This is a genomic window from Haloarcula onubensis, assembly GCF_031624605.1.
GTDB classification, from domain to species: domain Archaea; phylum Halobacteriota; class Halobacteria; order Halobacteriales; family Haloarculaceae; genus Haloarcula; species Haloarcula onubensis.
On the sequence record NZ_JAMQOS010000004.1, the window covers coordinates 159,861 to 185,334 of the forward strand.

A 25,474-nucleotide genomic window follows, 5' to 3' on the forward strand; every position below is an offset into this window, starting at 1 on the left:
CAGCGCTGAGGCTCGAAGTGACCAGTCCGACGAGCGGCGATAAATGGGCCCGAACCGCCCGAATTCCGCCGCCGTGGCGGTTATCAACCCTTATATGCGAGTACTCCTAATCGACCCACGTTAGGAGATTCCGGAATGAGTAATCCATGGATTGCCATCGGTGCGCTCGCCGTCGTAGCCCTCGCGATACCCGTCACGATGATGGTCGTCTCGAGCCTGCTGCGACCGAGCGTCCCCGAGCAAGGCAAAACCGCCACCTACGAGTCCGGCGAGGTGCCGACCGGCAGCAGCCAGAAGATCAAGTTCAATATCCAGTACTACATGGTCGCGCTGCTGTTCGTCGTCTTCGACATCGAGACCGTCCTCATCTTCCCGTGGACGGTCATCTACCGCGACGCCGTCAGCGCGGTCGGCATGACGAAGGCGCTGGTGCCGATGGTCGTGTTCATCGGCGTACTGGTCGTCGGACTCGGCTGGGCATGGCGAAACGGCGCGGTCAGATGGGTGCGCAGTCCGCGCGCCACGAAGGGGGCAGACACCTATGAGTAGTGACCAGACACCACCGGCAGTGAAGGACGTATCGACCCAGGAGGCCCGGATGGGCGAGGGGGCCGACGACCGGTTCAACTCGACGCTCCGGGAGGCGTTCGGTTCGACGCCGTTCATCCTCACGAAGTTCGACCAGTTCATGAACTGGGTGCGTGGCTCCTCGATGTTCATGCTGCAGTTCGGTATCGCCTGCTGTAGCATCGAGATGATCGCCACCTACGCCATCAAACACGACCTGGACCGCTTCGGTGCGGGTATCCCGCGGGCGTCGCCACGACAGGCCGACGTCATCATCGTCCCGGGGACCATCGTCTCGAAGTTCGCCCCGCGCATGAAGCGGGTGTACGACCAGATGCCCGAGCCCAAGTTCGTCGTCTCGATGGGCTCGTGTACCATCTCCGGCGGCCCGTTCCAGGAGGGGTACAACGTCATCAAGGGCGCCGAGGAGGTCATCCCGGTCGACATCCACGTCCCCGGCTGCCCGCCACGCCCCGAGGCGCTCGTCTACGGCGTCGCCAAACTACAGGAGCGCATCGCCAACGGCGAGTCCTCGCCGGTGACGGTCAAGCCCTACGAACTCGAACAGTTCGGCGACTTAGAACAGGACGAACTCGTCCAGCATCTGGCCGACCAGATAGACGAGGACGACCTGGTGATGCGGTACAACTGGGACGATTCGCCATGAGCCTAGAGAAACCCTCCCAACCGACCGAAATCGGCGTCACCGAGGACGGACTGGACTACGACGCGCTCGCGGACCTGCTGGGCGGCCACGTGATAGACCGCGAGACACACGTCAACGCCGAGGGCTTCGTCGTCCGTCCCGACGAGGTCCAGGACGTCCTCTCGACGCTGAAGACCGAGGCTGGCTTCGACCACTGCGCCTGTGTGACGGCCCAGGAGTACGACGACCGCTACGAGTCTATCTACCACCTGCGGAAGTTCGACGACCCGACACAGGAACTGTCCATCGTCGTGCCCTCGCCCAAGGACGACCCGCACAACCAGTCGGGCGCCCGCGTCTACGACACCGCCGACTGGCACGAGCGCGAGGCCTACGACCTTGTCGGCATCGAGTACGACGACCACCCGGACCTCCGCCGCATCCTGCTGCCCGAGACCTGGCAGGGCCACCCGCTCAGCCAGGACTACAACCAGAGCCAGCCCCAGATAGTCACGCTGCGGGAGAACGCGAACCCGCTGCAGGGCGACCAGCGCAGCGAGGACGACCCCGATACGATGTTCGTCAACATCGGGCCACACCACCCGGCCACGCACGGCGTCCTCCACGTGAAGACGGTGCTGGACGGCGAGCAGATAGCCGACATCGAACCGGACATCGGCTACTTGCACCGCTGTGAGGAGCAGATGTGTCAGTCGGGGACCTACCGGCACCAGATTATGCCGTACCCCGACCGCTGGGACTACGTCTCCGCGGGCATCCTCAACGAGTGGGCCTACGCGCGTGCGGCCGAGGACCTCGCCGACATCGAGGTCCCCGAGTACGCACAGGTCATCCGGACGATGTCCGCAGAGCTGTGTCGCATCGCCGCGCACATGCTCGCGCTGGGTACCTTCGCGCTGGACGTCTTCGGCGACTTCACCGCCATCTTCCAGTACGCCTTCCGCGACCGAGAAGTCGTCCAGAACATCCTCGAAGACCTCACCGGCCAGCGGCTGATGTTCAACTACCTCCGTCTGGGCGGCGTGGCCTGGGACCTGCCCGAGCCCCGCGAGGAGTTCTTCGAGAAGACCCGCGACTTCCTCGACGAGTTGCCCTACAAGCTGGAGGAGTACCACGACCTCATCACGGGCAACGAAATCTTCCAGATGCGCTGTGTGGACACGGGCGTCCTCAGCCCAGAGATGGTCAAGTCCTACGGCGCGACCGGCCCCGTCGCCCGCGGGTCGGGCGTCGACTACGACCTGCGACGTGACGACCCCTACGGCTACTACGACGAACTCGACTGGAACGTGGTCACGGAGACGGGCTGTGACAACTTCTCGCGTGTGCTCGTGCGGATGCGCGAGGTCGAGGAGTCTGCCCGCATCATCGAGCAGTGTGTCGACCTGCTCGAACAGTGGCCCGAGGAGGACCGCGAGATTCAGGCCAACGTCCCCCGGACGCTGCGCCCGGACCCGGACCGCGAAATCTACCGCGCGGTCGAGGCCGCGAAGGGCGAACTCGGCATCTACATCCGCTCGGACGGCACGGACAAGCCGGCACGGTTCAAGATTCGAAGCCCGTGCTTCTCGAACCTGCAGACGCTACCGGAGATGTCCCAGGGCGAGTACATCCCCGACATGATAGCCTCGCTGGGTAGCCTGGACATCGTCCTCGGGGAGGTGGACCGCTGATGGCGCCCGAGTCGGCACCGCTCCCCGAGACGCTGGCGGAACTCGCGGGCATGGACCCCAACAGCGTCCCGGTGATGATTCTGATGAGCCTCATCGGGGCGGCGCTCATCGGCACGCTGATGATGACCAACACCGCGCTGGCGGGTCCGTGGGCAAAGCGAAAGATTACCGCCGCGTTCACCGACCGCATCGCGGTCGACCGCATCGGCCCCTTCGGGCTGCTCATCATCGTCGCGGACGCGGTGCGCCTCCTCTCGAAAGAACTCATCGTCCCCGAGGGCGTCGACCGCCCGGCGTGGGACCTCGCACCGCTCATCATCGCGAGTTCCGCGCTGCTTGGCTTCGCGGTCATCCCGATGGGCAACGGCATCCACCTGGCCGACCCCGAGGTCGGTCTCGCGTACGTCTTCGCGACGGCCTCTATCGCCTCGGTCGGTCTGGTGATGGCCGGCTACGCGTCGAACAACAAGTACTCGTTCCTGGGCGGTCTGCGCGCGGTCGCACAGAACGTGGCCTACGAGATTCCGCTCATCCTGACCGGGGCCTCGGTGGTCATCTTCGCCGGCTCGCTGCAGATGAGCGAAATCGTCGCGGCCCAGAGCCAGACGCTCGTCGGCCCGATTCCGTCGTGGTACGCCTTCGTCAACCCCTTCGCGTTCGTCCTGTTCATGATCGCGAACCTCGCCGAAGTGGGCCGCAATCCCTTCGACATCCCGGAGGCGCCCACCGAAATCGTCGCCGGCTACCAGACCGAGTACTCCTCGGTGTACTTCGTCCTCGTCTACCTGGGCGAGTTCATCCACATCTTCCTCGGTGGCGCCATCATCGCCACCATCTTCCTGGGCGGCCCGGCCGGGCCGGTACTGCCGGGCATCGTCTGGTTCCTCATCAAGATATGGGGCGTCTTCCTCTTTACCCAGTGGGCCCGCTCGGCCATCCCGCGTGTGCGCATCGACCAGCTCATCGAAATCGGCTGGAAGGGGATGCTCGTGCTCTCGCTGGCGAACCTGCTGCTGACGGCGGCTATCGTCGGGGTGATAGCCTGATGACCGCCGCCCTCGCGACCACTGGAGGCACCTACCAATGATTGGCATCATGAAATCCATGGCGACGACGATGAAACACGCCCTCGACGGGGAGACGTTCACGGTGGAGTATCCCGACGTCGCCCCCGAGGTGAGCCCCCGCTTTCGCGGCGTCCACAAGTTCAGCCAGGAGCGCTGTATCTGGTGTCGGCAGTGTGAGAACGTCTGTCCGAACAACACCATCCAGATCGTGCAGGACGACCAGCGCAACGGCGAGCAGTACAACCTCCACATCGGGCAGTGTATCTACTGCCGGCTGTGTGAGGAGGTCTGTCCCGTCGACGCCATCCTGCTGACCCAGAACTTCGAGTTCACCGCGGACACGAAAGACGAGTTCGCCTACGACAAGGAGCAACTCAAGAACGTCCCGTGGTACAAGGACATCGACCCGCTGGAGTCCCGAGAGCCGGACCGCGGTGCGTGGATAGGCGAAGGCGACGGCGAAGTCGACTACCAGTAAGCGACTGCGGATTTTCTCCGACCGACGGTCCGTCGGGACCCCCGGTATCACACACGCCGACGCGCGAGCCGATACCCGTGGGTACCCCCGCGGTTCGGCGACGGAACTGGCGGCCGGTCGGTGGGCGTCCGAGCCGCTGGGTCGGTACCTGACAGCACGGACCCACGACTGGGGCCTGAACCGACGAAGCCGGCAAAAATCTGGGGTGTCACGCGCTCGCCCGCGTGAGGCGAAAGAGGAATCTTCAAAGGGCCGCCGCCAAGAGAGTCAACTAAGATGGCACTGTACGAGTCAATCGCGTTCGCGCTGTTCGCTCTGGTGACGGTGGGCAGTGCGGCCGGCGTCGTGTTAGTCCGTGACGTCTGGCATTCGGCGCTGTTACTGGGCGTCTCGTTGGTCAGCGTCGCCGTGTTCTACGTGTTGAACATGGCGGCGTTCGTCGCAACGATGCAAATCCTCGTCTACGTGGGCGGTGTCCTCATCCTCATCACGTTCGCCGTGATGCTGACGCGCGAGGACGAATCCGCCATCGAGGTGACGCCATGACGAACAGACCAAGCCTCAACACCGAGGGGAACTACGTGGCCGGCCTCGCCGCCGTGGCGCTGTTCGTCGTCCTCGCGGTCGTGTTCCTGACCGCCGCCTTCCCCGCGCCGGCCGGCTTCCCCGACGGGGCGGTGATAACGAAGAGCCTGGGCGCGGCGATGTTCGACATCGCGCCGGGCCAACTGATGGGCGAAGGCGAGGCGGCCGTCCCCGGCGAGGGCTTCCTGGTCGCCTTCGAGATTATCGACGTCCTGCTGGTCGCGGCCCTGGTCGGCGCGGTGATGCTGGCCCGCCGCGAGGAAGCGGGTGAAATCGTCGGCCTGGGTTCCGGAACCGGCGAACCCGACGATGCCGTCGCCGCCGACGGTGGCGAAGTCGACGGGGGTGACGACTGATGGCCGTTCCGGCCCAGTACTACCTGCTGCTGTCGGCCGCGATATTCTGTATCGGCCTCTTCGGCGTGCTGACCCGTCGCAACGCGCTCATCTTCCTGATGTCGGTCGAGCTGATGCTCAACGCGGCCAACATCAACTTCGTCGCGTTCTCGCTCCAGCACGGCAACCTCACCGGACAGGTCTTTGCCCTGTTCGGGATGGCCATCGCGGCCGCCGAGGTGGCCGTCGGTATCGGCATCATCCTCGTCCTGTACCGCAACTTCACTGACGTGGACGTAACCAAAGCGACGACGATGAGGTGGTAATCGATGGCTGCATTCACATACGCTCCGGCAATCGTCCTGCTCCCGTTCGTATCGTTCCTCGTCGCCCTGTTCCTGGGCGACCGGATGCCGAAAGGCGGCGCGCTCGCCGGTATCGCGGCCACCGGTGGCTCGCTCGTCCTCTCCATCTGGGTCGCGCTCGACGTGGCAGGGTTCGTCGGGTCGACGACGGCCTACAACGAGTTCATCTACACGTGGGTCGCGGGCGTCGACTCCATCGCCCTGCGCTTCGGTATCCTGCTCGACCCGCTGTCGGCGCTGATGCTCCTGATAGTAACGCTCATCTCATTCCTGGTCCACATCTTCTCGCTGGGTTACATGAACGACGAGGGCGAGACGGGCCTGCCGCGCTACTACGCCGGTCTGGGCCTGTTCACGGCGAGTATGCTCGGCTTCGTCGTGGCCAACAACATCCTGATGGCCTTCATCTTCTTCGAGCTGGTGGGGCTGTGTTCGTACCTCCTCATCGGCTTCTGGTTCCGCGAGGAGGGGCCGCCAAGCGCCGCGAAGAAGGCGTTCCTGGTCACCCGCTTCGGTGACTACTTCTTCCTCATCGGCGTCGTGGGCATCCTCGCTACCTTCGGCACCGGCCTCTTTGCCCCCATCCGCGAGGGCGGAGAGGTCGTCGCCCACAGCTTCCCCGGACTGGCCGAGGAGGCCATCGTCGAGGGCGCGACGGAGAACATCGCCATGCTCGACACCGTCGGGATGGCGCCCCAGGCGTGGTTCACGGTGCTGGGTCTCCTGGTTCTGGGTGGCGTCATCGGGAAGTCCGCGCAGTTCCCGCTGCACACGTGGCTCCCCGACGCGATGGAAGGTCCGACGCCTGTCTCGGCGCTCATCCACGCGGCGACGATGGTCGCGGCCGGCGTCTATCTGGTCGCGCGTATGTACGGCTTCTACGCAATCTCCCCGACGGCGCTGGCGGTCATAGCGCTCGTGGGCGGCTTCACGGCCCTGTTCGCGGCGACGATGGGCGTCGTCAAACAGGAGCTCAAACAGGTGCTCGCGTACTCCACCATCTCCCAGTACGGCTACATGATGCTCGCGCTGGGGTCGGGCGGGTACGTGGCTGCGGTCTTCCACCTGACGACCCACGCCGTGTTCAAGGCGCTGCTGTTCCTGGGCGCGGGGTCGGTCATCATCGCCATGCACCACAACGAGAACATGTGGGACATGGGCGGCCTGAAAGACCGGATGCCGGTGACCTACTGGACGTTCCTCTCGGGGTCGCTGGCGCTTGCCGGTATCGTGCCCTTCGCGGGCTTCTGGTCCAAGGACGAGGTGCTGTACGAGGCGCTCATCCACGGGCTGGGCAGCGAGGGCGGCCTCGGCCCGGTCTACCTGCTCGCGTACACGTTCGGGCTGCTGGCGGTCTTCATGACCGGCTTCTACACCTTCCGCATGGTGTATCTGACCTTCCACGGCGAGCCCCGCTCCGACACGGCTCGCGACCCGGTTCCCGTCGGCTGGAACGTCAAAGGGCCCCTGTCGGTGCTTGGCGTGCTGGCCGCCACGGTCGGATTCATCAACATGGCGCCGGTCGCGAAGCTCACCGGCGCCCACATCGACTTCCTGCACAAGTGGCTCCTCGGGCCCGAAGAGGGCGGCTGGCCGGCCGCGCTCAACACCGGGCTCCACCACTACGAGGAACTGCTCCACGACGTGGGCGGTGTCTCGGCGGGCGAACCGCTGGGCGCCATCGGCACGCTGCTTGCCTCGGCGGCGCTCTCGCTCGCGCTGGCGCTGGCCGGCCTGCTCGTCGCCCGCTCGCTGTACGGCGGCGCGGAGCCGGTCGAACACACGGACAAGCTGGGCGGTGCGAAGACCCTACTCATGCACAACTACTACCAGGACGAGTATCAGGTGTGGCTCGCGACCGGGCTGACGTACCCGCTCGCTCGCGCGATGGACAAGTTCGACCAGGGCGTCGTCGACGGTGTCGTCAACGGCGTCTCCAGCGTGAGCCTGCTTGGCGGTCGCCGGATTCGCCGCATTCAGTCCGGCGTCGTCAGCAACTACGCGACGCTGCTGACGCTCGGGCTCGTGCTCCTACTTGTCGCCTTCGGCGTCATGGGAGGGTGGTTCTGAATGCTGGTCGAGACGCTCCTGCTGGTGACGCTGCTCGGTGCGGCTGTCGTCATGCTCGCGCCGGACCGCCTCGCCGGGAAGCTCGCGGCCGGTATCAGCGTCATCCCGGTCGCGCTGACGACCTACATGTACTACGTGTTCCTGACCGACTACGGCGGCGCCGGGAACGCCTTGCTCTCGCCCGAGGGCGTCGCCTTCGGGACGCAGGTCCCGTGGCTCGACCTGGGCGGGTACACCGTCCAGTACTACGTCGGGCTCGACGGCGTCAGCATGCCGCTGCTGGCGCTGACGACCATCCTGACGACCCTCGCCATCGTCTCGGCGTGGACGCCCATCGACGAGCGCCAGAGCCAGTTCTACGGCCTGATGCTCCTGATGGAGGTCAGCCTCATCGGCGTGTTCACCGCGCTCGATTTCTTCCTCTGGTTCGTCTTCTGGGAGGGCGTGCTCATCCCGATGTACTTCCTCATCGGCGTCTGGGGCGGTCCCCGGCGGAAGTACGCCGCCATCAAGTTCTTCGTCTACACGAACGTCGCCTCGCTGGTGATGTTCGCGGGCCTCTTTGCCCTCGTGTTCGCGACGGACGTGACCACGCTGTCACTGCCCGCGATGGCCGAAGCGTTCCGGACCGCGACCGGACTGCCGACCGTCGCCGGCTACAGCCTGGCGACCATCTCCTTCGTCCTGATGTTCGTCGGCTTCGCGGTGAAGGTGCCCGTCTTCCCGCTGCACACGTGGCTCCCCGACGCCCACGTCGAGGCCCCGACGCCGGTGTCGGTGATGCTGGCCGGCGTCCTCCTGAAGATGGGGACCTACGCCCTGCTGCGGTTCAACTTCACGATGTTAGAGGAGACGGCCCGCGCGCTCGCGGTCCCGCTGGCCATCGTCGGCGTCGTCTCGGTCATCTACGGCGCCTTGCTCGCCCTGGCACAGCGTGACCTCAAGCGCATCGTCGCCTATTCGTCCATCTCCTCGATGGGCTACGTCATCCTCGGGCTCGTCGCCTTCACCCCGCTCGGGATGGGCGGTGCGACCTTCCAGATGGTCGCCCACGGCCTCATCTCCGGGCTGATGTTCATGACCGTCGGCGTCATCTACAACACGACCCACACGCGCATGGTGGGCGACATGTCCGGGCTCGCAGACCGGATGCCGTGGACGGTCGGCATCTTCGTCGCCGCCGCCTTCGGCTACATGGGCCTGCCGCTGATGGCCGGCTTCGCCGCCGAGTTCTTCGTCTTCCAGGGCGCGTTCAACGCGGCGACGCTGGGCGCGAGCGCGCCGGTGCTGACGTCGCTGGCGATGTTCGGCATCGTCGTCGTCGCCGGCTACCTGCTGTGGGCGATGCAGCGCACGCTGTTCGGTAGCTTCAACCTGGAGACCGACTACGAGGTCACGCCGGCCGCCTTCCACGACGTCGCGCCGCTTGCGGTCCTCCTGTTGCTCGTCATCGCGCTGGGTGTCGCACCCGACCTCTCGCTCGACATGATTCAACACGCTATTGCCCCGCTCACCGGAGGTGGTGCATAGATGGTCGACCCGACGTGGCTGGCGGCCGCGCCCGCGCTCATCTTCGGCGCGGCGGCGATACTCCTGTTGCTGTTCGACAGCGTCGACCCGGACACGACGAACACGACCGTGCTGGGCGGTATCGCCATCACCGGCTCGCTCGCCTCGTTAGCGGCGGCGGTGTATCTGCTCTACGACGGCACCGGCGTCCCGACGGGACAGGGCGGTGCCGGGGCGGCCGTCCTCTTCAGCGGCCAGCTGGTCGTCGACCAGATGGCGCTGTTCTTCATGACCATCGTCGCGAGCGTCACCGCGCTCGTGACGCTCGCGAGCATGGACTACGTGCGCGAACACGCCTACCAGGCCGAGTTCTTCGCGCTGGTCCTGCTGTCTGCGACCGGTATGAGCCTGCTCTCTGCTGCGAACAGCCTGGCGACGGCCTTCGTCGCCTTCGAACTCATCTCCCTGCCATCGTACGCCCTCGTGGCCTTCCTCAAGAAGAACCGCGGGAGCGTCGAGGCCGGGCTGAAATACTTCCTGGTCGGCGCCGTCTCCTCGGCGGTGTTTGCCTACGGTATCTCGCTGGTGTACGCCGCGACGGGCGTCCTCCGCTTCGACGCCGTCGCGACGGCCATCCAGTCGGGTACCGTCCAGACCGTCGTCGACGGGAGCGTCCAGGCCCAATCGAGTGGCGCCTCGGTGCCGATGTCCATTCTGGGCGTCGGTATCGTGATGATAATCGGCGGCCTCGCGTTCAAGATGGCCGCCGTCCCGTTCCAGTTCTGGGCGCCGGAGGCCTACGAGGGCGCGCCCGCGCCCATCTCGGCGTTCCTCTCCTCGGCCTCGAAGGCGGCGGGCTTCGTCATCGCCTTCCGCGCGTTCGCCGTGGCCTTTCCCATCGGCGCGCTGGTCGAGACCGGCGGCGCCGTCGACTGGTTCGTCGTCTTCCAGGTGCTGGCCATCGCGACGATGTTCATCGGGAACTTCGCCGCGGCGACCCAGGAGAAGGTCAAGCGGATGCTGGCCTACTCCTCCATCGGGCACGCCGGCTACGTCCTCATCGGGCTGGCGGCGCTGACCGCCTCCGGCGACGGGATGGCCCTCTCGATGAGTGCCGGGATGGCCCACCTCTTGGTGTATGGCTTCATGAACACCGGCGCGTTCCTCTTTATCGCGCTGGCGGAGTACTGGGGCGTCGGACGGACCTTCGAGGACTACAACGGCCTGGGCAAGCAGGCGCCCGTCGCCTGTGCGGCGATGACCGTCTTCCTCTTTAGCCTGGCCGGCCTGCCCATCGGCGGCGGGTTCTTCTCGAAGTTCTACCTGTTCCAGGCGACGCTGAACGTCAGCGCGTGGTCGCTCGCGGCCGCGCTGGTCATCAACAGCGCCCTGTCGCTGTTCTACTACTCCCGCGTCGTCAAGGCGATGTGGATAGAGGAGCCGACCGGCGACCGGACCATCGAGTCGTACCCGACGGGACTGTACACCGCCATCGTCGCCGCGGCGGTCATCACCGTCCTCCTGATTCCCGGCTTCGGCTACGTCTCCGAGGTCGCCTTCCGCGCCGTCGAGCTACTGTAGCTCGTAGACGAACACGCCACCGCTCGCTCGTTTTTCCACGCGACCTCGCTCCTCCAGCACGTCCAGATGGCCGACGGCCTCGCTCATCCCCGCGAAGTACTCCGTCGCGGGGAGGTCGCCAAAGAGGGCCGTCATCACGTCAACGGGCGTCGTCGCGCCCTCGCCGACGATGTCTGCCACCTCGTCGCTGCGCTGGTCGTGCTCTTCGAGGATGGCGTCGATGCGAGCCGCGGGCGACGTGACCGGCTCGCGATGGCCCGTCAGGAAGCGGTCGTGGCCCTGTTCTCGGAGCCACCGCAGCGATTCGTTGAACCTCGGCAGGACGCGTGGCCGTCCCCCGCTGCCGTCTTCGGGCGGTGGCTGGAGGAAGGGGTTGGGCGTGATGTCGCCCAGAACGGTGTCGCCCACGAGGGCCTCGCGTCGGCCCGCGTGGTCGTACGAGAAGATGCACTCGCCGACGGCGTGACCGGCGACGCAGTCGACGGTGAGTGGCTCGTCGTCGACGGTGAGGGTGTCACCGGGGGCTAGCTCCCGGTCCGTCTCGACGCTTTGCGCGTAGGGGAGAAACGCCTCTGGGAGCTGTGTGACAGCGTTCGCGGTCTCTCTGGAGATGCCACACCGCTCGAAGAAGTCCGTGAAGTACGACTGCTCGTAACGGAGGCGAGCGCCGAAGTCACGCATGATTTCGGCCCCGTCCGAACTGGCCAGCACCCGCGCGCCGGCGTCCCGGAACCGATGGGCCAGTCCGAAGTGGTCCGGGTGTGGGTGCGTGACGAGCACCTGCGAGATGTCCCCCGGCGCCAGTTCGCGGGCGTCCAGCGCTTCCAGCAGCCGGGACCACGCCTCTTCACTGTCCGGCCCCGGGTCGACGACGGTTCGGCCCGAGACGTAGGCGTTGACCGCACCCACCTGAAACGGCGTCGGAATCGACACCCGTGTGAACATACGCCGACCTAACGCCGTCCCGGTGAAAACAGTTCGTACACCGGTGACGCTAGCGCGTCCGGTTTAAACCGAGCCGCCGAGTTCGCCGGCGGTCGCGTGCCCCTCTCGGGCGGTACAGACGTCGGTGATCCGGGGTGCGCTACCGTATGACTCCATAGAGCGCCTGACGCTCTCTGGGCCATCCCGGACCTGTCTCTACGTGTCTCGTGGTACCACCGGTCCGTCCGGCTGACACGTGATACCAGTTCACGCCACAAAGGCTATATCTGTTCTCTGCGAAAGGTCAGATATGAACAAACACTTCGAAGACGCCCGGTACTACCTCAAGCGCGCCGGCGAAACCGCGAGCAAGGGCCTCCGAGAGGAACTCGAGCCGGTCGAAGCGCGATTCCGGGAACTCACCGGCGCCGAGACGGAGCCGGAGCCGAGCCGACTGGACGCGGTGAAAGCCGACCTGAAGGCACTGCAGGGGCGAGCAGAGGGCGAGGCGGCCACCGCCATCGGACAGGCCCGCGAGCGAATCGACGCCTACCGTGGGAAACCGCCGGCCGAAGCGTAGCGGGAACGCAATTCTTAAAGTAGCACCTCGTTTAGCTACGGGTGCCGGGTTGGTGATCTAGTCCGGTTATGATACCTCCTTCACACGGAGGAAGTCGGCGGTTCGAATCCGCCCCAACCCATTTTGCCACGAACAAACCGTGAGTGGCAAATGTGGTCGTCGGATTCGAACTCTGCGAGACGAACGCAGTGAGTCTCGCTCCAGTGAGAATCCGCCCCAACCCATCCTGCGACGAACGAACGTGAGGAGCGGATGGGGCAGGCGGTTCGGGCCCAGAGGACGAGCGAAGCGAGTCTGCTGTCAGTCCGAGTCACCCTCTGGTATCTCCCGCGGGAGGAACGTCGATGCGACGAGCATGAGCAAGACGAACAGCAGGAGGAGAAGCAGCGCCGCCCGCTGTGCGTCGAACATCGCAGCCTCGAAGATATCTTCCAGGAGCCGTCGCTGTGCCGGGCCGAGCTGGGCCAGGAACTGTCGTTGCGTGGCTTCGGTCGCCGTCTCTGCGGCGTCTTCGAGGCCGAGCACGAGGTCGTTTCGCTGGGCGGCCGAGACCCGGACGTTCTCCGCACGGAGGACGCCGTCGACGACGCTCCCGTAGAACTGGCCGAGGAAGAACGAGCCGACGATAGCGGTGCCCATGGAGTATCCGATAGAGATACAGACGTTCAGGAGGCCGGACGCCTCGGGGGAGTTCGAAGTGGGGACGGCCGACATCGTCATATTAGTTATCTGTCCCATGAACAGCCCGAGGCCGGCGCCGATAATCGCCATCGGGATAGTCATACTGCCAATCGTCTGCCCGGGGCCCGTCTGCTCGTACAGCAGCGCCATTCCGAGGCCGATACAGACGATGCCTATCTGAATCAGGGACTTCGGCGAGAGGTACTTTCGCCAGCTTGGGGATATCGTCGCCAGGAGGACCGAGGCGATAGCGTACGGGACCAGCGCGACCCCGGTCTGGAAAGCGGTGTATCCGAGCACTGCCTGCAGGTAGATGGGGACGACGAACATGAACCCGGCCGTGACCGTCGTACGGACGAAGTAGGTGACGACGCCCGAAACGAACGGGCGGTTCGTCAGGACACCGATGGAGACGAGCGGCGATTTCCCGGCCCGCTCCAGGCGCCGTTCGTACTGGACGAACATCGCGAACGCGAGGAACCCGCCCCCGAGAAACCAGATAGCGGGCGAGGTCCCGAACGGGTTGAACTGCAGTCCGCCGACGACGAACGGCCGCCGCTCGACCAGCCATCCGTACTTCCCGGTCAGCAGGAAGCCGACGACGAGCGAGGTCGCGCCGACGACGGACAGCACGGTCCCGCCGATATCCAGCGAACTGGCCGTCTCCGACAGCGGGTCCGGACTCACGTACCGGACGAGGTAGAGGATGACCGCGACACCGGCGAGCTGGATGACAAACCCCCACCGCCAGCTCGCGTACGTGGTCAGGGCGCCGCCGATAATCGGGCCGAGCGTCGACCCGACACCGTTCACACCGGCCAGCAGCCCGAAAGCCTTCGCGCGGTCGTCCCCCTCGTAGCTGACAGTCAACTCGGTGTAGGTCAGGGGGAATATCACGGCGGCCGCGGCGCCCTCGATGACTCCCCAGCCGAGATAGAGCACGGCTGTGTTCCAGCTGACCGCCGCCACCACCGTCCCGGCGGCGTAGACGAGCAGTGCAGCCGCCATCACGCGTCGGTTACTGCGCCGGGACGGCAGCGTCCCGGCCGGGAGAATCAGCGCGGCTATCACCAGCGAGTAGAGCGCGACCGCCCCCTGAATCGCGGTGACGGTGGTGTCGAAGTCCTGGACTATCGTCGGTATCGCCACGTTCATCAGCGACGCGTTGACGACCACGATGAACGTCGTCAGACTCACGGCGATTGCCGGGGCCCAGTACCGGACCACCGACGCCGAATCCGTCGCGAGACGCGTGTCCCCGTCGGAGGCAGACCCGCCCGAGGTCATCACTCGACTAACAGTGCTGTCGCTCAAATAGCACCGAGATAGTTGGGTGTCGAAAGTCGAAGATACCCCGCTGGGGGTCGGGTCGGGACACCGTCAGTCCGTCGGCGGCGACCGGCCGCTGGAACGGCGCGCTCGCCTGAAGTAATTGTCACCCTATCGCCACGCGGGGGCCGGTAGGGACAGTACGGCGCTCCGTCACCGGGGAGAACGGCGATTGTGCGGGTCGGTCACCGATTACGACGCAGACGCCACCTCGACACCGGTGATCTCGAATCGGGCACCGCCGCCCTCGCCCTCCGTCACCGAAATCGACCAGCCGTGGGCCGTGACGATGTCGTGGACGATGCCGAGTCCGAAGCCAGACCCGTCGCGGTGTGTCGTCGTTCCGTACTCGAAGAGGGTCTCGCGCGTCTCGGCCGGAATTCCGACGCCGTCGTCTGCGACGTAGAACCCGTCGGGGAGCCGGCCGACGGTGACGGTAACCGCTCCTTCCGTCCCGTCCAGACCGTGTCTGACGGCGTTGCGAAACAGGTTGTCGAAAAGCTGTGTGAGCCGTCGGCGGTCGGCGGTGACGACGCAGTCGCCGTCGACGACGACCGACAGCCCCGGCAGCGCCGAGTCCAGTCGGACGTCCTCGACGACCGCCCCGACCGAGACCGGCTCGGCGTCACCGACCGTCTCGCCGGCCCGTGAGAGTGTCAGCAACTCGTCGAGGAAGCTGTCCATCCGGTCGACCGTGCGGTCGATGGTCTCGAAGTGGCTCTCTGCGCCGGTCTCGTGAGCCAGCGCCGCGTTCCCGGCGATGACCGACAGCGGGTTCCGGAGGTCGTGCGAGACAATCTTCGTGAAGCTGTCGAGGCGCTCGTTCTGGCGTTCGAGCCGCTCGCGCTGTCGCTGTCGCTCGGTGACGTCGTACAGCAGCAGAATCCAGCCACCGCTGTCCCGGCCGGGGTCGAGCGACGAGCGACTGAGTTCCACGACCCGGTCGCCGCTCGGGCCGAGCACGGTCCTGACCGACCCCGCCCCGCCGGCCAGGTGGTCGTAGGCCGGCAGCACCGTCCGGACGGGCGTGCCGAGGGACAGGTCGGTACCAAACAGGCGTTTGGCAGCGGGGTTGCCGTCGACGATTCGGTCCCGGTCGTCGAGGACGACGACGCCCTCCCTGACGTGGTTGAAGACGGCGTTTCTGGCGACCGGGTCTATCTCCAGCAACTGGTGTCTGAATATCGCCACGGTGACGAACACGCCCGCGACGGCCACCGAGACCGGCGTCAGATTCACCGGGGCCGTCCCGACGGGCGGGATTTCGAGCAGATGCAGGACGTTGACCGCGAGCGGGACGAGCGCGCCGACGGTCACCAGCGCCGACTGCAACCTGACGTTTCGCGTCGAGCCCAGCGCGTCGACGACAAGCAGCGCCGCACCGAGCGGGACGACGACGAACGTGTAGGCCAGATACAACTGATACAGCGGGCCGCTCTCGGTCGCGAGGAGCACGAGGCCGTCCCGCACTTCGAGTTCGACGCCGGCCAGCGCAACGCCGCCGGGGTTCGTCGGCAGCGCGAGCACCAGTGCGACGGGAACCGCGGCCAGCGTGGCGACCGCCCGGGGCGTGACCCACCGCGAACGCCCGGTATAACACAGCGCAAAGGTCAGCCAGCCGGTCGGCACCATCGCGACGCCGACGTGGAGGACGGTGTAGGTCAGCCGCTTCGTCGCGAGGTCGGTACTCGCAACCTGGACGGCGTAGGCCCCAGACCAGACGGCTGCGCCGGCACAGAGGACGATGAAAGCCGTGTGGTAGTCCTTTCGGCGCTGTCTCGTCGTGTGGCCGGTGTAGACACCACAGGTGACTGCGAGGACGGCCGCGAAGAACAGCGCCAGGAGATACGGGGATGACTGCCAGCCCATGGCTCGGTCGACCGTATCTCCGCGATACCCCTACTAACCACTGGCGGTGGCAGTATCAGCGATGTGAATCGGGCCGCGGGTCTCGATACGCCGGCTCGGTCGCCCTGTCCCCGCTCAGGCCCGCCCCTCGTACGTCGCGTCGGCGGACGTGTGGCCGCGGTTGAACGAGGTGACCGTCGCGCGGATGGGGTCGCCGACCGAGCACGACTTCGGGACGCCGTCGGTGAAGATGACGAACCCCTCGACCTTGCCGACGGCGACGCGGTCCCCCGAGTGGTGGTCGGTGAACTCCGTGATGCCGAACTCGTAGGTGCCGCCGATGTCGACGGGTGGCTCGCGTTCCTGTGCGGCGTCGTGGGCGCGTTTCGACGCGCTGGCCGTCGAGCCACGCCGCCGAACGCCGACGAGAACCACCAGTACCACGACGACGAGGCCGGCACCGGCGGCGAGCAGGGGCAGTTGCATACGACCGACTGCGACGGCGAGGCCCTAATAAGTTGCATCGTCGGCCCGGTCAGAACCCGAGTCGATCGAGCAGGCCGCCGCCGGAGTCGTCGCGCGCGGCTGGTTCCCAGTCGGTCGGCAGTTCGTCGGCCAGTTCGATGAGCTCTGTGTGGTCGTATCGTGGGTCGGCGCTCGCCTCCTCTAGCCACGCGGCCCACTCGTCTTCCGAGAGCAGCCCCCTCGACTCGGGCTCCCATTGGTCGACCAGGGCCTCGCGGTCGCGAAACGGGATGTCCATCCCGCTGTCGCCCCAGTACAGCGGGGAGAGTTCGAACTCGTGGTCCCCACCGTCGAGCCAGACCAGGCGGTACGGGTAGTCGTTGTAGAGGAACACGTCCTCGGGCGTCACCGCGTCACCGTTCGGGAGTTCGAGCGTGTCGGCCATACCGAAGGCTTCGGCCAGCCGTGGCTTCAGCGTTGGGTGGGCGAAGGGGAATGTCGGGAGGACGGAGAGTGGCGCGGCGGTCAGTACTCGTGCAGCGGTTGCTGTCGAATCCGGGTCCGCAGGTCGCCGATGGGCGGCGAGCTATCGCCGACGAACTGCTGGCAGACCGCGTGGACCTCGTCGCGGGTTATCTTGACGTTGCCCTGTTCGATGACGTCGGCGGGCCGCTCGCGGAGTTCGCGGATGGTGCCGACGGCGAGCAGGAACGGGATGGCCCACGCCGAGAGCGTGTTGCCGCGCGTCTCGGGCATCGCTTCGAGCCAGGTCTGGGCGCCGTCGAGGTAGCCCTCGGCGCGGGCGGTGACGCGCTCGATGACCGGGACCAGCGAGTCGACGTTGTCCGGGTCGCCGACGTCGCTGTGGTCCAGCCCCTGCTCGTCCAGCAACTCTAGGGGGAGATAGACGTTGTTCTCCTCCTCCATGTCGGTGGCGGCGTCCTTGGCGACGTTGACCAGTTGCAGGAGGAGGGCGAACGCGCGGGCGTTCTCCTCCATTTGTTCGGTCTGTTCCGGCGTCGCTTCGTGGGAGACAAGCGCCGTCACGAGGGCCCCGACGGTGCCGGCGGCGTACCAGCAGTACTCCTCCAGTTCGTCCAGTGTCTTGATGCGCAGGCCGCCTTCGTCGGCGTAGCGGTCCACGAACATCGCCATCCCGTCGACGAGTTCCCGGACCGGGCCGCGGATGCTCTCCAGGGCGTGGCTGTCGAGCGAGCGGAAGACCCCCACGGCGCGGGCCGCGTTGTCGACGACCTCCCAATCGTCGGTCAGCGTCGCCGGCAACCACTCGGCGACGGCGTCGTCGAACGTCCTGACGGACGCCTCGGCCTCGGGGTCGAGCGTCCGGCTGTACAGCCGTAGCAACTCAGATTGGGCCGCTGGCGGGATGTGTCCGGCGTCCTCGATCGTGTCGGCGACGCGGCAGAGGAGATAGCCGACACAGATATCGCGCGCCATCGGCTCTTCGAGTTCCGCAATTGTCAAGCTAAACGTCCGCGACACCCTGTGGACGGCGTCGTAGCACCACGCAATGTCTTCTTGTGACGACCGGCCAGTGTGGTTCTGAGACATTCCCGTCATCCGGGGTAAGGCATACTGTGATAAAAATGGGTTGGCTACGGAGTCACCGTGAGCCGCTGTGGCGATGGCGGGGCGCCCGTCCCCGGGCCCACCGTGTGGCCGAAACGCCACCCCTAAATCCCGCAGTCCCCTACACTCGCCTATGCGCACCGGGCACGAGGCGGGGGACGGTCGATGAACCGCAACGACATCGTCGTTCTGGGGGTGACCATCGCCGCGGTGGTCATCGTCCCCGGCCTCGCCAACGGCTTCCTGAGTCAGATGGGGTATCCGTGGGTCGGCAGCGCCGTCTGGGCGATGGGCTACGGGCTCGGCGTCGTCTTCATCTGGTACGAGTGGATTCGCCCGCTCGACATCACGGGACCGGAGGGCGTCGGCTACGAGGAGGACGAGTCGGCCGAGGAGTAGCGAGCCGTCGCCGGCGAAGCGGTCGATTAGAATACAACACCCGTTGTACCTTCTGCGAACTTTTAAGCCGGTCGTCCCCATCCACAGGGCTATGAACGACCAGTCGCCCGGCGACGGCGCCCCCGGTTTCCGCGCTCGCGCCGGCTGGACGCGCGAGCAGGCCGCCGGCATCGAACGGACGGCGGCGACGACCGCACCGGTGTTCTACCAGCCCGAGACGGACCAGATGCCCCATCTCCACATCTGGGACACGTGGTTCCTCCGCGAGCGGGACGGCACGCTCGCCGAGGTAGACGGCTACCGGGTCTGCTTCTCGCTGACCGCGCCGTCGGACCTCCTGCCGGGGAAGCGCCACGACGTGGCCGCTATCCGCGTGTTCTACTCGGCGGACGGGCGCGAGTGGCACGACGGCGGCGCGGTCTTTGCCGACGCGCTGGGACAGCGCCAGTGGGCCGGATCGGCGCTGTACGACGACGGCGACGTCTATCTGTTCTACACGGCGGCGGGGACGGACGGCGCCGAGGAGTTGACCTATACGCAGCGAATCGTCGGCGCCAGCGGCGGGACCGTCGACACCGACGACGGCTTCGACCTCCGCGGGCCCTGGACTCACCACGAACTGCTCTCGCCCGACGGCGAGCGCTACGAACGGGAGGCCCAGTCGCGGGCGATGATTTACACGTTCCGCGACCCGTGGTTCTTCGAGGACCCCGAGACGGGCGAGACGTGGCTGCTGTTCGAGGCGAACTCGCCGGTTCCAGAGGGGAGCGACGCCTGTGGCGGGGACGCGAGCCAGCAGGAGTTCAACGGCAGCGTCGGCATCGCCCGCTCGCCGACCGGCGACCCGCTCGACTGGCAGCTCGAAGAGCCGCTACTCGACGCGGTCGGCGTCAATCAGGAACTGGAACGGCCACACATCGTCTCTCAGGACGGCCTGTACTACCTGTTCGTCTCCAGCCACCTCCACACCTTCGGCCCGGGACTGTCCGGCTACGACGCGCTGTACGGCTTCGTCGCCGAGGAGCTGCGGGGCGACTACGTCCCGCTCAACGGCTCCGGACTGGTCGCGACCAACCCCGCCAACGCGCCGTTCCAGGCCTACTCGTGGATGGCGTTCCCCCACGACGGGGAGGTGCTGGTACAGAACTTCTTCAACTACTTCGATTTCGCCGGCGACACGCTCGACGAAATCGCGCACCTCCCCGAGAGCGAGCAGATGCGACGCTTCGGCGGGACGCTCGCTCCGACGCTCCGGCTGACCGTCTCGGGTGCCGGGACCGAAATCATCGGCAAACTCGGCCACTGGGAGATTCCCATGGCGGGCGAGTCACTCCCGCCGACCGAGCGCGAACTGCTCGCTCGGGCCCAGGCCGACGGCGAACGCGGCGGCTACGGCCGCTGAGCCGAGGGCGGACTCGGATTCGCTCCCTCGCCGCCGACCTGACAACCGCCCGTCAGCCGCCCGTTCAACTTTAGTTGGCATGGGTCATACGGCCCGTACAGCCTGTCTATGCGAGGAGAACCCGTCCCCGTTCTGGAGCACCACCAGTCGGTGGTCATCGGCCACGCCGGCGTCGCCTCGGTCGGGGAGACGCTCGGGATGGTGCCCGGTATCACGGCCCTGTCGGAGCCGCCGAGCCCGTCGGAGGACCGCTCCTCTATCACCGTCTTCGCCACCGACTTCGCGAACGGGACCGTCCCGCCGGCCGAGTGGCTCGACAGACTGGCCGACCGGGAGAGCGTGAGTATCGCGGTCGTGGCGGCGCCAGCGACAGCGGACGAACTGGACCCCACGACGGCGCGGGAGATCGCGCGCTGTCGCTCGGCCGTCGACGCCACCGTGGTCATCCCGCCGGGCTATCACCGCGAGGGTATCCGGTCGGTCGTCACCACGCTCCACGAACTGGTCGCCCGGCCGGGCGTCATCAATCTGGACCCGGCGGACGTGCGGACGGTGCTGGACAGCGGCGCGGCGGCGGCCATCACCACCGGCACCGCGCGGGACACCGGCGACGTGGCGGTCGACGCGGTCGCGGCGGTCGAGGCGGCGCTGGACGCGCCCTACACGGACGTCGACGACCTCGGCTCGATTCTGGTCAACCTGGTCGGGGACGACGACCTCACGCTTTCTGCCGCCGTCGAGGCCGTCGACGGGATTCAGGCCGCGATTCCGGACGACGCGGTGCTCATCTGGGGCGCCGCGGTCGACGAGTCGGTCTCGGCGGTCCACGCGCAGGTCGTCGCCAGCAGCGACACCACGCCGGCGTTCGACCGCGTCCTGAGCGAGGCGCGCCAGCCCTCGGCGGGTGAGAACTGCCCCCGCTGTGGCGGCCACGTCGCCGTCTATCGGCTGGGCGAGCGCGAGACGGCCGCCTGCGACGACTGTGGTTACAGCGGGACGAGTACGACGCTGTGAGACCCGTGCGTACGGCGCTACGAGCGCCAGGCGTCCCCTAGCTCCCAGCAGTCGAGGTCGGTCACCGTCGCTCGTCCGCCGACGGCCGACAGCGAGATACCGGTCGCGTCCGGGTTCTCGGGGTAGACGCGGCTGGTGAGACACTGGCGCTCGTTCGCGAACACCTCGATAACGCTCCCGTCGACGAAGACGTGCAACGACAGCGGGGCGTCGTAGGGCCGCACCGTCATCCGCTGGCTGTCGGTCGTCGCGAGCGGCGCCGTACTCGCCGTCGTCCGGTCGACCACCACGTCGTTGGTCGCCGTGTACCGTATCGGCGTCCGCTCCGTCCCGTCGGGCGCCTCCAGCACGCCGAGTTCGACGGCGTCGGCGTCCTCCAGCCGTATCGTCGCCCGGAGTTCGAACTGTCGGCTCCGGCGGTCGAGTTCGTGGCTGTCGCCGGCGCCCAGTTCGAGTTCGTCGCGGTGGTAGCCGTCGCCCCGGAGTTCGGCGAGTTCCCTCGCCGGGCGCTGTCGGAGCCCGCCGTCCTCGGCCAGCGATAGCTCGCGTGGCACCGACAGCGACCCGGACCAGCCGGCGTCCCACTGGGCGCTCACGTCCCGCGCTTCGAGGGTCCACCCCCAGGTCAGGGTCCGGCCGTCGTCGGTCCACATGGACTGGGGCGCGTAGAAGTCGCCGTGGTCGAGCTTGTCGCGTCGCTCGATGCTGAACTCGCCGTCGGCGTACTCGCCCAGGAAGTAGACCACGTCCTCGTAGTTCGAGACGTGCAGGAGCTGCTTCTCGCCGAAATCGAGTAGTTCGGGACACTCCCAGACGGTTCCCGCCGTGTCGCGGTCGCCGGTGAGGACCGGCCCCCGGTACTCCCACTCGCGGAGGTCCGTCGAGACGTACAGCAGCGCGGCGCCGCCGCCGTCTTCCATCCCGGCGCCGATTAGCTGGTGCCAGACGCCGTCCTCGCGCCAGACGCAGTGGTCCCGGAACTCCCCGTCCCAGTCCTCGGTCTTCAGTACTTCGGGCTCCGAGGGCAGTTCCTCGATGACGGGGTTGCCGGGGTCTTTCTCCCACGATGTGAGCGACTCGTCGGCCGCCGTCGCGAGGCAGGGGAGCTGTTCGGTGCCGCTCCCGCCGGTGTAGAGGATGGTCGCGACGCCGTCGTCGTCGACCGTACAGCCCGACCAGCAGCCGTCGCGGTCCGGGCCGTCCGGCGACGGCGCGAGGGCGACGGGGCGGTCCTCCCAGTGGACCAGGTCGTCGCTCACCGCGTGGCCCCAGTGAATCGTCCCGTGGAACGGGCCGGTGGGGTTGTACTGGTAGAAGACGTGGTATCGGCCGTTCCAGTGGACGAGCCCGTTGGGGTCGTTGAGCCAGTTCGCGGGCGGCGAGACGTGGTAGCCCGGCCGGTGTGGGTCCCCGGCGAGGCGGTCGCGCATGGCCGACAGCGTCTCGGCGTCTTTCGGGCGGCCGGTCAGCGGGGACGGCTCGTCGGCCACGAGATACGAGAGCGCGTTCGCGACGAGGGTTGCCCGGTTACCCCGACAGACGTCGTGGGTTGGTTGCCGGAAGGAGAGCGCGGCGCCGATGCCGACGACGCGGCCCTCGCCGGGTTGCCAGCACACCGTCGACCGCTCGGCCACGGCGTCGTGGTCGCCGCGGGCCGTACTCGCCAGCACGTCGCCGTCCGTCGGGGCGACCGTCTCGTAGCGCGCGTACGGCGCCGTCACCCCGGCCCCGCGCGTGTGGACGCGCAGGGTGTCGAACCCGGCCGCCATCGGGTGGTCGGCGTACAGCGGCTTCCACAGCGGCCCGGTCGGTTCGGCGACTTCCTCCCAGCCGACGGCGTCCGGCGCGACGCCGTCGAAGCCGAGCGGTTCGACAGCCGTCACCGCGCTAAGTGTCAGCAGGAGCGAGCCGCCGTCCCGGACGAACGCGGCGAGCGGGCTCCCGTCGGTCAGCGTCGCGGGGTCGACCGGGTCGACGCGGTGCCACCAGAGTACGTCGAACTCGGCCGGGTCGAAATCCTCCGGCCGACAGCGACTGACCGCGTCGTACCGCGACTCACACCAGTCGTAGGCTCTCGACTGCTCGGGGTCGGCGCCGTCGTCGACGAGACAGCCGACATGGAGCGGGGCTCCCATTGCCCACACTCGACCCTGCAAATATAAAAACGCTCGCCAACTGTTCGGGCTCGTTTCTGTTCGATTGTGTTCGCAGTCCCGGCCGAATCGACCGTGATTGTTCGCTCGGCGGTCAGGCCAGGCGGACGGCCCGGGCTTCGGCCTTCCAGTCGATGACCGTCTCGTGACAGCGCGGGCAGACGAACTCGGTGAGTTTCGTGGTCTCGTCGTTGTACGTCATTCGAGTGCCGCAGACGGAACAGTTCATTATAGATAATTATACTCCTTCGATGGAAATAAAGCTTCGCCGAGAGGTGCTAGCTCAGCGCACCGGCGCCGGCAGCGTCAGCCGCTGTGACTCCACCACGGCGGCCAGCGACGCGCTGTCGATGAGCCGGACGTCCCGCTCGGACGCCCGCCGTTCCAGGTCCGCCGTGGCCGCCGCGTTGGTCGCGAGCAACACGGTGTCGGTGCCGGCGGCACCGGTCACCGCTGCACACTCCGTCACCGCGTCGGCCGCGTCCCCGTTCCTGACGACGACGCCCATGCGGTCGTCCCCGCGCGTGGCGAGCAACTCGAAGGGTGTCCGGGGGCTGGCGGCCTGTGTCTCCCACCCGGTCGCGGTCAGCGCGTCGGCGACGACATCGGCCACCCCCGCCGCGTCGAGTCGTTCGAGGCGCTCGACGGTCGATTCCGGCCCGCTGTCGTCCGTCCGCGGCTCGATGGCGTCGGCTATCGCCGTCGGTCCCTCGACCTCGCCGAGCGTCGCCGAGACCTCGTATGTCGGTTCGTCGTCGGACTCGATGCGGTCCGCGCCGGGGTCCTCGCCGTCGCGAGACGCGCGCGCACGGTCGATGCGCCGCTGGAGGGCGTCGACGTCGGCCTCCAGATGTGGGACCGCGTCCGGGTAGCTCTCTCTGGCCGTCGCCAGCGCCGCGTCGAAGGCTTCGGCGGCCGTCGCGAACTCCTCTAGGGCCGCCTCGTACTGCTGTGCGTCGGCGTACCAGTCCCCCGCGCGCCTGGCCTCCTCGCCGACGGTCCGCTGGGCCGCAGCGAGACTCTCGGCGACGGTGGTGATACGGTCCCCGAGCTGGCCGGGGTCGCCGCGGTAGAGGCTGTCGCCGTCCCCCTCCGCCGCCTCGAGCGCGAGTCGATACCCCGACAGCGCCGACTCCCAGTGGGCGGCCGCCTCCGCGGGGTCGTCCGTCGCCACGGCGGCCCTGTCGGCCGTGATGGCGGCCGGAAGCGGCGACTCGTCGATGTCCGCGACCAGTCGGTCCACGCGGTCGTGCTCCGCCCGTATCGCCCCGGGGTCGTCGAGCCGGCGTTCGCTCTCGGTCAGCGCCGCGTCGTACTCCTCGCGGGCCCGCTCGAACGCTTCGCGCGCGCCCTCGTAGTTGCCGGCCCGGAACAGCCGGTCCCCCGTGGCCGTCGCCTCCCGGGCCCGCGCGACGCGGATGGCCCCGAGCGTCGCGACCCGACGCGCCACCACGGCCTGAGTGCGCTCGTGCAAGGCGTTTCCGGGGTGGTCCCTGCTGAACCCCACCGCTCTCGACCTGGCGGCCTCGATGTCCTCGTGGGTCTCCCGCGCCGCCGAGAGCGCCCGGTCGTACTCGCCGTCGTCTTCCCGCCGGGTCGCGTCGGAGAGGCGCCGCTCCACCGTCGCCAGCGACGCTTCGACCTCGCGCCAGGCCGCCGCCGCCTCGCGGAGGTACGCGACGACGGCGTCCAGTCCGTCGGTGCCGGTCGGAATCTCCCACGTCGTACCGTCGTCCCGGTCGACGCTGAGTTGGCCGTTCCGGCGACCGGCGGTCGACGCCGCGCCGGTGACTTCCGACAGGTCGATACTGTGCTGCTCGTCGCCGTCGTCCCGACCCACGAGCACGAGCAGTCGGCGGTCGGTGACGACCACCACGGTCCGGTGGTTGCTGTCCGGTCTGACCTGTGATGTCTCGTCCGCCGATTCGACCGTGACCCCGCGTTTCCGGTTCGTGAGCACGTACTGCATCGTCTCGTCGTCCTCGACCAGCGCTATCGCAGGGTCGTCCGCGAGATAGCCCGTGGAGAGGAACCCACCCCCTCCGGTCCGGCTGAGCACGCCCGGCAGCTCCTCGCCATCCCAGCTATTTAAATTGATAATCCGACCCATTGGTTGCGGTTACACCACCAGATACTAAGGTTCTCACCTATCCGTTCTGAGAACCAGTCGTTAATTGTACGGATGAGGGAGT

General features: G+C 67.2%; 24 protein-coding genes and 1 tRNA gene. 16 read left to right on the top strand and 9 right to left on the bottom strand.

Annotation, left to right across the window (positions count from 1 at the left end):
- The first annotated feature begins 135 nt into the window (after positions 1 to 135).
- The 11 genes from NDI86_RS12855 to NDI86_RS12905 all read left to right on the top strand — a co-directional run bounded on the left by NDI86_RS12855 (position 136) and on the right by NDI86_RS12905 (position 10,897).
- Complete coding sequence (locus NDI86_RS12855; RefSeq protein ID WP_310900840.1) at positions 136 to 549, top strand: NADH-quinone oxidoreductase subunit A; 414 nt, start codon at positions 136 to 138, stop codon at positions 547 to 549.
- Positions 542 to 1,234 (top strand): NADH-quinone oxidoreductase subunit B, encoded by a 693-nt coding sequence (locus tag NDI86_RS12860; RefSeq protein ID WP_310900841.1) that lies wholly within the window; start codon positions 542 to 544, stop codon positions 1,232 to 1,234. Before NDI86_RS12855 ends, NDI86_RS12860 begins: the two co-directional genes overlap by 8 nt.
- Complete coding sequence (locus NDI86_RS12865) at positions 1,231 to 2,907, top strand: NADH-quinone oxidoreductase subunit D (protein ID WP_310900842.1); 1,677 nt, start codon at positions 1,231 to 1,233, stop codon at positions 2,905 to 2,907. The genes NDI86_RS12860 and NDI86_RS12865 overlap by 4 nt, the downstream gene beginning before the upstream one ends.
- A gap of 50 nt (positions 2,908 to 2,957) precedes the next feature.
- On the top strand, positions 2,958 to 3,953 hold the full coding sequence (locus NDI86_RS12870) for a complex I subunit 1/NuoH family protein (RefSeq protein WP_417936275.1): 996 nt from the start codon (positions 2,958 to 2,960) through the stop codon (positions 3,951 to 3,953).
- 37 nt (positions 3,954 to 3,990) lie between these two features.
- A complete protein-coding gene (locus tag NDI86_RS12875) occupies positions 3,991 to 4,452 on the top strand; it encodes a NuoI/complex I 23 kDa subunit family protein (protein ID WP_220587819.1) in 462 nt (153 codons plus the stop codon).
- 276 nt (positions 4,453 to 4,728) lie between these two features.
- On the top strand, positions 4,729 to 4,998 hold the full coding sequence (locus NDI86_RS12880; RefSeq protein ID WP_310900844.1) for an NADH-quinone oxidoreductase subunit J: 270 nt from the start codon (positions 4,729 to 4,731) through the stop codon (positions 4,996 to 4,998).
- Positions 4,995 to 5,393: a proton-conducting membrane transporter gene (locus NDI86_RS12885; protein ID WP_310900845.1), complete on the top strand. Its 399-nt coding sequence runs from the start codon at positions 4,995 to 4,997 to the stop codon at positions 5,391 to 5,393. Before NDI86_RS12880 ends, NDI86_RS12885 begins: the two co-directional genes overlap by 4 nt.
- On the top strand, positions 5,393 to 5,698 hold the full coding sequence (gene nuoK / locus NDI86_RS12890; protein WP_310900846.1) for an NADH-quinone oxidoreductase subunit NuoK: 306 nt from the start codon (positions 5,393 to 5,395) through the stop codon (positions 5,696 to 5,698). Before NDI86_RS12885 ends, nuoK begins: the two co-directional genes overlap by 1 nt.
- A gap of 3 nt (positions 5,699 to 5,701) precedes the next feature.
- Positions 5,702 to 7,807 (top strand): NADH-quinone oxidoreductase subunit L, encoded by a 2,106-nt coding sequence (gene nuoL / locus NDI86_RS12895; RefSeq protein WP_310900847.1) that lies wholly within the window; start codon positions 5,702 to 5,704, stop codon positions 7,805 to 7,807.
- Positions 7,808 to 9,337 carry a complex I subunit 4 family protein gene (locus tag NDI86_RS12900; RefSeq protein WP_310900848.1) on the top strand — a complete coding sequence of 510 codons (1,530 nt, stop codon included), beginning with the start codon at positions 7,808 to 7,810 and terminating at the stop codon, positions 9,335 to 9,337. It begins immediately after the preceding gene.
- Entirely contained in the window at positions 9,338 to 10,897 is a 1,560-nt protein-coding gene (locus tag NDI86_RS12905; protein WP_310900849.1) for an NADH-quinone oxidoreductase subunit N, read from the top strand. It begins immediately after the preceding gene.
- On the opposite strand, the gene NDI86_RS12910 is transcribed toward NDI86_RS12905, so the two are convergent.
- On the bottom strand, positions 10,889 to 11,842 hold the full coding sequence (locus NDI86_RS12910) for an MBL fold metallo-hydrolase (protein WP_310900850.1): 954 nt from the start codon (positions 11,840 to 11,842) through the stop codon (positions 10,889 to 10,891). The two genes, NDI86_RS12905 and NDI86_RS12910, sit on opposite strands and share 9 nt — an antisense overlap.
- A 289-nt stretch (positions 11,843 to 12,131) precedes the next feature.
- Between NDI86_RS12910 and NDI86_RS12915 the strand changes: the two genes are divergently transcribed.
- Both NDI86_RS12915 and NDI86_RS12920 read left to right on the top strand, forming a co-directional pair.
- Positions 12,132 to 12,401, top strand: a complete 270-nt coding sequence (locus NDI86_RS12915) for a DUF7553 family protein (RefSeq protein WP_310900851.1) — start codon at positions 12,132 to 12,134, stop codon at positions 12,399 to 12,401.
- Positions 12,402 to 12,447: 46 nt separating this feature from the next.
- Positions 12,448 to 12,522: transfer RNA gene (locus NDI86_RS12920), tRNA-Val, on the top strand.
- A 179-nt stretch (positions 12,523 to 12,701) separates the two neighbouring features.
- On the opposite strand, the gene NDI86_RS12925 is transcribed toward NDI86_RS12920, so the two are convergent.
- The 5 genes from NDI86_RS12925 to NDI86_RS12945 form a co-directional block, all read right to left on the bottom strand.
- The gene (locus tag NDI86_RS12925; protein WP_310900852.1) at positions 12,702 to 14,369 is read right to left on the bottom strand and encodes an MFS transporter; all 1,668 of its coding nucleotides are present in this window, start codon (positions 14,367 to 14,369) and stop codon (positions 12,702 to 12,704) included.
- Between the two features lie 234 nt (positions 14,370 to 14,603).
- Positions 14,604 to 16,280, bottom strand: coding sequence for a histidine kinase N-terminal 7TM domain-containing protein (locus tag NDI86_RS12930; RefSeq protein ID WP_310900853.1), 1,677 nt, complete (start codon positions 16,278 to 16,280; stop codon positions 14,604 to 14,606).
- 114 nt (positions 16,281 to 16,394) lie between these two features.
- The gene (locus tag NDI86_RS12935) at positions 16,395 to 16,745 is read right to left on the bottom strand and encodes a TRAM domain-containing protein (protein WP_310900854.1); all 351 of its coding nucleotides are present in this window, start codon (positions 16,743 to 16,745) and stop codon (positions 16,395 to 16,397) included.
- Between the two features lie 49 nt (positions 16,746 to 16,794).
- Positions 16,795 to 17,169 (bottom strand): hypothetical protein, encoded by a 375-nt coding sequence (locus tag NDI86_RS12940; RefSeq protein ID WP_310900855.1) that lies wholly within the window; start codon positions 17,167 to 17,169, stop codon positions 16,795 to 16,797.
- A gap of 80 nt (positions 17,170 to 17,249) precedes the next feature.
- Entirely contained in the window at positions 17,250 to 18,296 is a 1,047-nt protein-coding gene (locus tag NDI86_RS12945) for a phytoene/squalene synthase family protein (protein ID WP_310900856.1), read from the bottom strand.
- A gap of 183 nt (positions 18,297 to 18,479) precedes the next feature.
- On the opposite strand from NDI86_RS12945, the gene NDI86_RS12950 reads away from it, so the two are divergent.
- The 3 genes from NDI86_RS12950 (at position 18,480) to NDI86_RS12960 (ending at position 21,129) form a co-directional block, all read left to right on the top strand.
- On the top strand, positions 18,480 to 18,713 hold the full coding sequence (locus NDI86_RS12950; protein WP_310900857.1) for a DUF7996 family protein: 234 nt from the start codon (positions 18,480 to 18,482) through the stop codon (positions 18,711 to 18,713).
- A gap of 91 nt (positions 18,714 to 18,804) precedes the next feature.
- Positions 18,805 to 20,115: a glycoside hydrolase family 68 protein gene (locus tag NDI86_RS12955; protein WP_310900858.1), complete on the top strand. Its 1,311-nt coding sequence runs from the start codon at positions 18,805 to 18,807 to the stop codon at positions 20,113 to 20,115.
- 108 nt (positions 20,116 to 20,223) lie between these two features.
- Positions 20,224 to 21,129, top strand: coding sequence for a hypothetical protein (locus tag NDI86_RS12960; RefSeq protein ID WP_310900859.1), 906 nt, complete (start codon positions 20,224 to 20,226; stop codon positions 21,127 to 21,129).
- Between the two features lie 17 nt (positions 21,130 to 21,146).
- Here the strand turns inward: NDI86_RS12960 and NDI86_RS12965 are convergent, their stop codons facing one another.
- From NDI86_RS12965 to NDI86_RS12975, 3 genes are all read right to left on the bottom strand, one after another.
- Positions 21,147 to 23,264, bottom strand: a complete 2,118-nt coding sequence (locus NDI86_RS12965; protein ID WP_310900860.1) for a GH32 C-terminal domain-containing protein — start codon at positions 23,262 to 23,264, stop codon at positions 21,147 to 21,149.
- A gap of 112 nt (positions 23,265 to 23,376) precedes the next feature.
- Positions 23,377 to 23,511 (bottom strand): hypothetical protein, encoded by a 135-nt coding sequence (locus NDI86_RS12970; RefSeq protein ID WP_310900861.1) that lies wholly within the window; start codon positions 23,509 to 23,511, stop codon positions 23,377 to 23,379.
- A gap of 54 nt (positions 23,512 to 23,565) precedes the next feature.
- Positions 23,566 to 25,392: a coiled-coil domain-containing protein gene (locus NDI86_RS12975; protein ID WP_310900862.1), complete on the bottom strand. Its 1,827-nt coding sequence runs from the start codon at positions 25,390 to 25,392 to the stop codon at positions 23,566 to 23,568.
- Positions 25,393 to 25,474 lie beyond the last annotated feature (82 nt).